Source organism: Isoptericola sp. NPDC058082 (assembly GCF_042885055.1).
In the GTDB taxonomy this organism is placed as follows: domain Bacteria; phylum Actinomycetota; class Actinomycetes; order Actinomycetales; family Cellulomonadaceae; genus Isoptericola.
This window is the reverse complement of record NZ_JBHVSQ010000003.1, coordinates 21,237-31,614: the sequence shown is the minus strand read 5'-3', so window position 1 is coordinate 31,614 and position 10,378 is coordinate 21,237. Positions and strand designations below refer to the sequence as shown.

General features: G+C 71.2%; 4 protein-coding genes. All 4 read right to left on the bottom strand.

Annotated elements, in window-relative coordinates:
* Nucleotides 1-148: 148 nt before the first annotated feature.
* Nucleotides 149-1,327, bottom strand: coding sequence for a multiple monosaccharide ABC transporter permease (gene mmsB, locus ACFVS0_RS05150; RefSeq protein WP_430552525.1), 1,179 nt, complete (start codon nt 1,325-1,327; stop codon nt 149-151).
* A complete protein-coding gene (gene mmsA, locus ACFVS0_RS05145) occupies nt 1,324-2,883 on the bottom strand; it encodes a multiple monosaccharide ABC transporter ATP-binding protein (RefSeq protein WP_430552526.1) in 1,560 nt (519 codons plus the stop codon). The genes mmsB and mmsA overlap by 4 nt, the downstream gene beginning before the upstream one ends.
* Nucleotides 2,884-3,024: 141 nt before the next feature.
* On the bottom strand, nt 3,025-4,185 hold the full coding sequence (gene chvE / locus ACFVS0_RS05140) for a multiple monosaccharide ABC transporter substrate-binding protein (protein WP_430552527.1): 1,161 nt from the start codon (nt 4,183-4,185) through the stop codon (nt 3,025-3,027).
* Between the two features lie 309 nt (nt 4,186-4,494).
* The gene (gene pulA / locus ACFVS0_RS05135; protein WP_430587353.1) at nt 4,495-10,356 is read right to left on the bottom strand and encodes a pullulanase-type alpha-1,6-glucosidase; all 5,862 of its coding nucleotides are present in this window, start codon (nt 10,354-10,356) and stop codon (nt 4,495-4,497) included.
* Nucleotides 10,357-10,378: the final 22 nt, after the last annotated feature.

Genomic DNA, 10,378 nt, shown 5'->3' with positions numbered 1-10,378 from the left:
TCGCCGCGAGAAAGGACGGCGGCCCTCCCCCTACGGTCTTCTCCCTCCGCGGGGGGGGGGTTCGGGGCGAAGACGACGGGGGGGGGGTTTTTCCCCCCCCCCCCCCCGCGTCGAGGCGGGATGGTCCGGCCCCGGCCGGACCCCCAGGTCAGCGCAGCACCGAGGCGCGACGCTTGTTGTAGATGTCGAACGCGACCGCGAGCAGCAGCACCAGGCCCTTGACGACCTGCTGCATCGACTGCGGCACGCCCATCAGCTGCATGCCGTTGGACATGACGGCCATGATCAGACCACCGATCATGGCGCCGCCCACCCGGCCGACGCCGCCGGTGGTCGACGCGCCACCGATGAAGCACGCGGCGATCGCGTCGAGCTCGAACATGTTGCCCGCGCCCGGCTGGGCGCCGTTCATGCGCGAGGAGTAGACCACGCCGGCCACCGAGGCCAGGACGCCCATGTTCACGAAGATCCAGAAGTTGACCTTCCGGACCTTGACGCCGGACAGCTCGGCCGCGTGCCGGTTGCCGCCCACGGCGTAGACGTGCCGGCCGAAGACCGACTTCTGCGTGACGAGCGTGTAGGCGATGATCAGCACCGCGAGGATGATGAGCACGATCGGCAGGCCGCGCGAGATCGACAGCTGGTAGCCGAACCACATCACCACGGCCGCCACCGCCACGAGCTTGACCACGAACAGCGGCATCGACTCGACCGTCTGCTGGTAGGCGATCTTGCCCTGGCGGGTGCGCCACTGGCTGACGCCGAACCCGACCACGGCGATGCCGAAGATGACGAGCGTGAAGACGTCGAACCCGTTGCCGCCGAGCAGGCCGTTGAGGAACCCGTTGGCGATGTCGTAGTAGGTGCCGCCGAACGGCGACAGCGACTTGTTGTCCAGCACGAGGAACGTCAGGCCGCGGAACAGGAGCATGCCGGCCAGGGTCACGATGAAGCCGGGGATCCCGACGTACGCCACCCAGAAGCCCTGCCAGATGCCGACGAGGAGGCCGACGAGGAGGGCGGCCAGCACGCCGACGTACCAGGGCAGGCCCTGCCGCACGACGACGACGGCGCTGACGGCCCCGGTGAGGGCCACCACCGAGCCGACGGACAGGTCGATCTGCCCCGCCACGATGATCATCACCATCCCGATCGCGAGGATCAGGATGTACGAGTACTGCAGGACGATGTTCGTCAGGTTCGTGGGCGAGAGGAAGTTCGGGTTCAGGGCGGCGAAGAGCACGACGATCGCCAGGAAGGCGATGACGATGCCGCTCTGGCGCATGTTCCGGGTCAGGATGTCCCGGACCGAGTCGATGGCGTTCATGAGGCGGTTTCCTTCGTGGGCAGGGGCTGGTCGCGCTCGATCGTCATGAGCTCCATGAGGCGCTCCTGCGTCGCCTCGGCGACGGGGAGCTCACCGGTGATCCGACCGAAGGCGAGGGTGTACACACGGTCGCAGATGCCGAGCAGCTCGGGGAGCTCGGAGGAGATGACGACGACCGCCTTCCCCGCCGCGACCATCTTGTTGATGATCGTGTAGATCTCGAACTTGGCGCCGACGTCGATCCCTCGGGTGGGCTCGTCGAGGATGAGCACGTCGGGGTCGGTGTACAGCCACTTGGACAGCACGACCTTCTGCTGGTTGCCGCCGGAGAGCTTGCCGACGTCGACCAGGACGTTGGGCGTCTTGATGTTGAGGGAGCCGCGGTAGTCCTCGGCGACCCGGAGCTCCTCGTTGCCGTTGACCCAACCACGCGGGGCGAGCTTGGGCAGGCCCGCCGCGGAGATGTTGTGCCGGATGTCGTCGATGAGGTTCAGGCCGTAGTGCTTGCGGTCCTCGGTCGCGTACGCGAGGTTGTGCCCGATCGCCTCGGACACGTTGCGGACCTGGATCGGCTTGCCGTCCTTGAAGATCTCGCCGCGGATGTTGCGCCCGTAGGTGCGGCCGAAGATGCTCATCGCGAGCTCGGTGCGCCCGGCACCCATGAGGCCGGCGATCCCGACGACCTCGCCGGCGTGCACGTTGAACGACGCGTCGACGATGATCTGCCGACCGATCTGCGTGGGGTGGTCGACGTTCCAGTGCTCCACACGGAGCACCTCGTCGCCGACGACGGACGCCCGCTCGGGGTAACGGTGCTCGAGGTCTCGGCCCACCATGCCGCGGATGATGCGGTCCTGGGTGGAGCCCGGCTCGGACATGTCGAGGGTCTCGATGGTCCGGCCGTCGCGGATGATCGTCGTGCGGTCGGCGATCTCCTCGATCTCGTTGAGCTTGTGGGAGATGATGATCGACGTGATGCCGTGCGCCTTGAGCTGGCGCAGCAGCTCGAGCAGGTGCTCGGAGTCGTCGTCGTTGAGCGCAGCGGTCGGCTCGTCGAGGATCAGCAGCTTGACCTCCTTGGAGAGCGCCTTGGCGATCTCGATGAGCTGCTGCTTGCCGACGCCGAGCTGGCTGACGGGCGTCGTCGGGTTCTCGTCGAGGCCCACCCGCTCGAGCAGGGCGTGGGCCTTCCGGTTCGCCGCGTTCCAGTCGATCATCCCGAACCGGCCCCGGGTCTCGTTGCCGAGGAAGATGTTCTCGGCGACGGACAGGTACGGGACCAGGGCGAGCTCCTGGTGGATGATGACGATGCCGCGGTCCTCGGAGTCGTTGATCGACCCGAACTCCGCGGGCGTCCCGTCCAGGACGATCTCGCCGTCGTAGGTGCCGTGCGGATAGACGCCCGACAGCACCTTCATGAGCGTGGACTTCCCGGCGCCGTTCTCGCCGCAGATGGCGTGGATCTCGCCCTGCTCGACCGTCAGCGTGACGTCCGACAGCGCCTTGACGCCGGGGAACTCCTTGGTGATGGAGCGCATCTCCAGGATCGTGCTCATCTGCGCTCTCGTCCCTCCTTCGGTGGGGTGCGCCGCCGCCGGACAGGTCCGCGGCGGCCCCGGGGGCGGGCCCACCCGTCGTCCGTCCCGGAGCGGGAGCGGCGACGGGCGGGCCCGCCCGTGCGGGTCATGACCTGCGGATCAGTCGTCCGCCTGACCGGCCTTGACCTCGTCGGCGGTGTAGTAGCCGGCGTCGATCAGCACGGGCTGGATGTCGTCCTTGAACACCGTCTGGACCTCGAGCAGGTACGACGGCACGACCTTGACGCCGTTGTCGTACGTCTCGGTGTCGTTCGCCTCGGGCTCCTCGCCCTTCACGAAGGACTCGGTGGCCTTGACCGCCTGCTCGGCGAGGAGGCGCGTGTCCTTGAAGATCGTCGAGGACTGGACGCCGTCGTCGATGAGCTTGATGTTGGCGATCTCGGCGTCCTGACCGGTGACGACCGGCAGGCCCTCCTCGAGGGTCGGCCCCATGCCCGCGCTCTGGAGCGCGTTGATGATGCCGCGGGAGAGCACGTCGGCCGGCGCGAGCACGCCGTCCAGCTTCTCGCCGCCCTGGTACGTCGAGGTGAGCAGGTCCTCCATGCGCTTCTGGGCCGTCTCCAGCTCCCAGCGCTGCGTCGTGACCTGGCCGAAGTCGGTCTGGCCGGACGGGACGACGATCGTGCCGTCGTCGATGAGCGGCTGCAGCACCGACATCGCGCCGTCGAAGAAGAACCCGGCGTTGTTGTCGTCCGGCGAGCCGGCGAAGAGCTCGATGTTGTACGGGCCCTTCTCGCCGGTCTCCTTGCCGTCGGCGTCGAGGTAGCCCAGGCCGCGCAGCAGGGCGTTGGCCTGCGCCACGCCGACCGCCTCGTTGTCGAACGTCGTGTAGAAGTCGACGTTCTCGCTGTCGCGGATCAGGCGGTCGTACGCGATGACCGGGATGTTCGCCGCGGCGGCCGCGTCGAGCTGGCTGGTCAGCGCGGTGCCGTCGATCGAGGCGATGACGAGGACGTCGACGCCCTCGGTGATCATCGAGTCGATCTGCTGCGTCTGGGTCGGGATGTCGTCGTTGGCGAACTGCAGGTCCACGGAGTAGCCGAGGTCCTCCAGACCCTTCTTGACGTTGTTGCCGTCCTGGATCCAGCGCTCGTAGGTCTGCGTCGGCATCGCGACGCCGATCTTCACGTCGTCGTCGCCGTTCCCCGCGGCGCCGTCCGCACCGCCGCCGCCGCCGGCCCCGGAGCCGCCGCACGCGGCGAGTCCCAGCGTCAGCGCCGCACCGGCGGCCACCGCGCCCATCGTCTTGGCGAGTCGCATCCTCGCGCTCCTTCTCGTCGTCGAGTGTCCCCCGGCAGCGACCGTCGCCGCCGGCGCCCGGACGCCGAGGTCTCCCCCGGACGGCCGAGCCGGTCCGCGGTACAGACTGCTGCGTTCGAGTTCCGAAGTCAAAGCCTCGGCGGGTGGAAAGCGATAACGATCGCGTCACGGCCCGCCGCCCGAGCCCTGACAGCGCGACGAGGGCCACGGGACGGCGTTCCGTCCCGTGGCCCTCGAGATGGCGGACCCTCGGCGGTCAGTTCGTACGTCGAACACAACGACGAACACGACGGCGAGGGCGTGCGTCGGTCAGCGCTGCGGGTCCTCCAGCACCGCCACGGTCCGGGCGGGCACGGTGACCGTGCCCGTGCGCGCGTCCCACCGGGTGCGCTTGACGACGGCGTCGCTCCCCGAGCGCTGCACGCCCGAGAGCCGGAAGTCCCGGCCGCGCAGCTCGGACAGCTCGAGCGTCACGGGCTCCGGCGACGCGTTGAACACCGTCAGCAGACCGTCGAGGCGACGGTCCGCGTCCCGACCCACGGTGTCGTCCACCGCCATCGCGACGACGCCGGGCGTCGCGTCCGGACCCGCGCCCGGGAACGACACCTTCTGCTCGATCGCCGCGGCGCTGCCGAGCCGGAGGAGCCGGGTCGACGAGCGCAGCTCGAGCAGCTCGCGCGCCGCCCCCGAGGCCGCCGCGATGTCCGACGGCGCGGGCTTGAGCGACGGGTCCGCCAGGAGCGGCGCCATCACCGGCCATGCGTCGGCGTTGTCCGCCGCCGGAGGCAGGCCGCGACCGAAGCCGTTGTCCCGCCCCGACCAGTCGATCGCGTTGAACCAGTCGCCCGAGTCGTAGGAGTTGCGGTCCAGCGACTTCGAACGCAGCAGGTCCGTGCCCGCGTGCCAGAACGACGGGGTCTGGGCGAGCGCCGTCGTCGCGAGCGACACGGTGTTCATCCGGACCCGGTCCGCCATCGCGGTGTCCTGCGGCAGCTTCAGCGTCAGCAGGTCGAACAGGGTCTCGTTGTCGTGCGCGTCGACGTACGTGACGACCTCCTCCGGCGAGTCCGCGTACCCCGCGGGCGCGCCGCGGTAGTCGAGCTCCTCGCCCCGCGTCGTCTCGCCGGCGCCGTCGTCCGAGGCCCGGAACGCGAAGTCCCGCAGGTTGCCCGCGAGGCCGAGGCGCACCAGGTCGCTCTGGTGGCCGAGGTCCGCGCGCTCGTCGGCGGAGCCGTCGTTGACGCTGCCGGCGTCCCCCTCGCTGGCCTCGCGTCCGTTCGGGTCGGTGAACAGCCCCGTGCCGAAGCCCTGCGTGAACCGCGACGCGGCGTCCACCGGCGACCCGCCGTGCACGGCGTCGCGCAGCCGGTCGCTGAACGTGCCGATGCCGGTGCCGCCGAGCTGCCCCTGCGTGGCCTGCGTGAACAGGGCGTTGTCCGCGACCTCGCCGAAGTTCCAGCCCTCGCCGTACAGGTAGACGGCGGACCCGTCGACGCCGTCCTTGCGCGGCGTGAGGGCGTCGAGGGCCTCGCGCACGGCGAGCATGTTGTCCCTCGAGTGGTGGCCCATGAGGTCGAAACGGAAGCCGTCCACCTTGTAGTCGCGGGCCCACGTGACCACCGAGTCGACCATGAGCTTGCCCGCCATCGCGTGCTCGGTGGCCACGTTCTGGCAGCAGGTGCTGGTCTCGACCGCCCCCGTGGTCGGGTTCAGCCGCTGGTAGTAGCCGGGCACGACCCGGTCGAGCACGCTCTTCGCGTCCTGCCCGCTCGCCGCGGTGTGGTTGAACACCTGGTCGAGCACCACCTGCAGGCCCGCGTCGTGCAGCGAGCCCACCATCGTGCGGAACTCGGCCACGCGCGCGCCCCCCTCGGCCTCGACGGCGTACGAGCCCTCGGGGACCGAGAAGTGGAACGGGTCGTAGCCCCAGTTGAAGCCATCGCTCGCGGCGACGTCGGCCACCGCCGCCTGCTGCTCCTCGCCGTCGGGAGCGAACCCGGACAGGTCGCCCGTGGTCGCCTGGTCCGCGCGGTCCTCGGGGATCGTCGCGATGTCGAACGTCGGCAGCAGGTGCACCGTCGTCATGCCGGCGTCGGCCAGCTCGCGCAGGTGCGTCATGCCGTCCGAGCGCCGCTGCGCGAACGCGAGGTACGTGCCGCGCTCCTTCGCCGGCACCGTCTCGTCGGAGACGGAGAAGTCACGCACGTGCAGCTCGTAGATCGTCTGGTCCACGGCCCGCTCCACGACCGGCTGGCGGGTGGTGCGCCAGACCTTCGGCTGCCAGCGCTTGTCGTCCAGCCCCACGACCACGGAGTGCGTCGAGTCGAGGGTGAGGCCCACGGAGTACGGGTCGGTGACGACGTTCGTCTCGACCTTCCCGGTGCCCGGCACGTAGACCGTCACCGCGTACCGGTAGCGGGCGCCGTCCCACGCGAGCTTCTTCGCCGCCCGCTTGCCGTCGAGGGTCCACGAGCCGTCCCGCTCGCGGACGGCGTCGAACCGCTCGGGGTCCTCGCCCAGGTCACGGCCCGCGGGCCACACCAGCAGGTCCACGTCCCGCGCGGTCGGCGCCCACAGGGCGAACGACGCCCACCTGCCGCTCGGGTGCCGCTGAACGCCGAACGTACGCTTCGATGCCTGCTCGCTGTACAGGTCGTCGAGCACGCCGGGCACCTGCACGCCGGTCGCCGCCGACAGGCTCTCGCCCGAGGCCCGGGTCACCAGGAGCTGACCCGTCAGGAGCTTCTCGACGGCCGCGCGGCCCAGCGGCTTCCCGTCGTCGCCCACCGGGGCCAGCGCCGTGTGGCCGGCGAGCGCCGGGAAGTCGCGCGCGACGTCGTCGGGCACGTCCCCCGCGGGTGCCAGGTCGTAGGACGCGGCCCCCTCCGGGAGGTCTCCCCCGTCCGGCCCGCGGACCTGGCCGTCGGCGACGGCCAGGCCGCCCTCCGGCGCGGTCCACAGGGTCCAGTCGTCGCCGGAGCCGAGGTCGCCGGGCGCGAGCACCAGGCCCTGGCGGACCCAGTGCGCGGCCTGCTGCCCCGTGCCGGGCAGCGGCGGGTTCTCCACGCCGATCTCGAGCACGTGGGTGGCGAGGTCGTAGGAGAAGGCCACCGTCTCACCCTCGCCCACGCTGAAGGAGTAGTTGGCGCCGTCGGGCTTACCGCCCACGCCGTAGTTCTCGGCCCAGCTCAGGCCGTGCGCCACCTTGGCCTCGTAGGCGCCGGCGGCGAGGTCGTCCGTCGACCACGTGTACGTGCCGTCGCCGTCGGGGTCCTTGAGCCACGACGCGAGGCAGTCGGGCGCCCACGATCCCGGGCACCCCACCTGGTCCTGGAACGACCCCGCCAGCGTGACGACCGGGCCCTGCGCGGTGGACGAGAAGTCGTGGCTCACCGGGTCCCAGTAGAACGTGACCTCGCCGCCCTCGTGCGAGTACGTCGCGTTGCCGCCGTCGCGCACTCCCCCGACGCCGTAGTTGACGTCCCACGAGCCGTTCACGGCGACCTTGTACTCGTGGTCGCCGGCGGGCAGGTCGAACGTGCCCTCCCACACGCCGTCCGGGCGCTCGGTGAGGCGGGCGCCCTCGCAGTCCGGCGTCCAGTCGCCGGCGCAGCCCATCTCGCTGTTGTGGCTGCCCGGCACGGTCACCAGGTCGATCTCGGGTTCGGGCTCCTCGTCGCCGACCACGCCGGACACGTCGACGCCGACGGAGGCGAACGTCGAGGCGGCCGTCCGGTCGCCGTCGGCGTCCTGCGTCACGGCGCGGTACTCGACGAGGGTGCCCTCGGCCAGGCCCTTCGTGTCCTGGAAGACGCGCGGCGTCGTGTCCTCCGCCGTGCCGAGCGCGTGCCACTCGTCGGTGCCGACCTCGCGCCACGCGAAGGACGTCTCCGCCCAGGCGTCGTCGTCGACGTCGGCCGCCACGGCCGCGGTGCCCGAGACCGCCGCGCCGGCCGCGGGGACCGCGACCTCGAGCGTGCCGTCCGAGTCCGCGCCCACCGTGCGGTCCGCGCGCAGCACGACCGCCGACGTGGCGGGCACCTGCACCGTGACCTCGCCGGCGTCGTCCGCGGTGACGGCCTCGCCGCCGCCGTACAGGACGTCGTACGACGCCCCGGGCGTGAGCGTGGTGAAGGTGGCGCTCTTCGCCTGCGCCGCGTTGTTCACCGCGACCAGGTGCTCGACCTTCTCCTCGCGGTCGATCCGGCTGAACGCGTAGACCCCGGCCCCGTTCTCGGCGTACCGCTCGACCTGCGCGCCGGTGGCGAGCGCCGGGTGCGCCTCCCGCAGCGCGGCCAGGTCGGCGATGCGCGAGTAGAGGGGCGCGTCGGTGGCGTACCGGTCGGTGCTGCCCGCCGGCTCGCCGGTGACGAGCGGCTGGTCGGCGTACTCGTCGACCTGCGTGGCGAACAGCGTCTGGCGGGCGTCCTTGTCCCCGCCCGCGCCCGCGAAGCCCTGCTCGTCGCCGTAGTAGACGACCGGCTGACCCCGCGTGAGGTACATGAGGTCGTGGGCCAGCTCGTCCCGGGCCAGCGGCTCGTCCGTGCCCGCGAGCATGTACCCGACGCGGCCCATGTCGTGGTTGCCGAGGAAGGTGGGCAGGGCGGAGGCGGACCTCGTCGGGGTCGTGTACCGGTCGTCGCTCGCGAACAGGCTCGCCAGGCCGCGGGCGCTGTTGCCGCTCGCGTAGCTGGTCGCGGCCGCCTGGAAGGAGAAGTCGAGCACCGAGCTCATGTCCGTGTCGCGCACGTACGGCGACGTCTTGGCCGCGTCGGCGTCGTACACCTCGCCGAACATGAAGAAGTCGTCCTTGCCCTGCGCGTGCGCGTAGTCCATGACCTCGGCCGACCAGGTCTCCCAGAACTCCGGGTTCACGTGCTTGACCGTGTCGATGCGGAAGCCGTCGATGCCGAGGTCGATCCAGTCGGAGTAGACGTCGACGAAGCCGTCCACGACGCGCGGGTCCTCGGTCATGAGGTCGTCCAGGCCGTCGAAGTCGCCGTACGTGACCGACTCGCCCGTCCACGTCGAGTTGCCCCGGTTGTGGTAGAGCGTCGGGTCGTTGAGCCAGGCCGGGACCTTGGCGTCGGCGTCCTCGTCCGCGACCACCGGCGTGTACGGGAACGACGTCGCGGCGTCCAGCTCCGGGAAGTCCGCGGAGCCCGCGACGTCCGCCGGGTCGAAGGCGTTCCCTGCGGCGTCGGTGTACGGCGACGTGGCCTGGTCGACGTACCCGTACTCGCCCTCGGCGTAGTCGATCACGTCGGCCGTGTGGTTGGTGATGATGTCGAAGTAGACCTTGATGCCCTTCGCGTGGGCCTCGTCGATCAGGGCGCGCAGCTCGTCGTTGGTGCCCAGGTGCGGGTCGATCCGCGTGAAGTCCGTGATCCAGTACCCGTGGTAGCCCGCGCTCGCGTCGTCGCCCGTGCCCTGCACCGGCCGGTTGAGGAACGACGGCGTGAGCCAGATGGCCGTGGTGCCCAGGCCCTCGACGTAGTCGAGCCGCTCGCGCAGTCCGGCGATGTCCCCGCCCTGGTAGAAGCCCTTGTCGGTCGGGTCGAAGCCGTGGTCGAGCCGGTCGCCGTCGATCCCGCCGGTGTCGTTCGACGTGTCGCCGTTCGCGAACCGGTCGGTCATGACGAAGTAGAACCGCTCGTCCGAGCCCGGCTGGCGCACCGGCGGCGCCACCAGGTCGGCGTCCGCCGCGTCGTCGTAGGCGCCCGCCAGCGTGAGCGGCGTGAGCGCGACGCGGTGCGTCGTGTCGTCGTAGGTGACCCGCACGCGCGCGTCGCCGCCGAGCACCAGGGGCGCGTTCTCGTCGGTGCCCTCGCGGCCGTACGACTCGTCCCAGGCGCCGTCGAGCGCGACCTTGTACTCGTACGTGCCCGCCGGCAGGTCGACGTCGGCGCCGAACGTGCCGTCGCCGGCCGGCGCGAGCGCCGTCGCCGCGCAGGTCGGGTCCCAGTCCTCGGCGCAGCCGAGCTCGGTCTGGAGGCTCCCGACGAGGGTGGCGGTGCGGTCCGCCGCGCCCGCCGCGGGCGCCGACGTGAGGGCGAGCCCACCGAGTCCGGCGGACAGCGCGGGGACGGTGAGCGCGACGGCGGTCAGCGATGCCGCCGCGCGACGGGTCGGGCGCCGTCGACCGGCGCGGGCCTGGGCAGCACGAGGCATGGGAGGACTCCTTCGTCGTCCG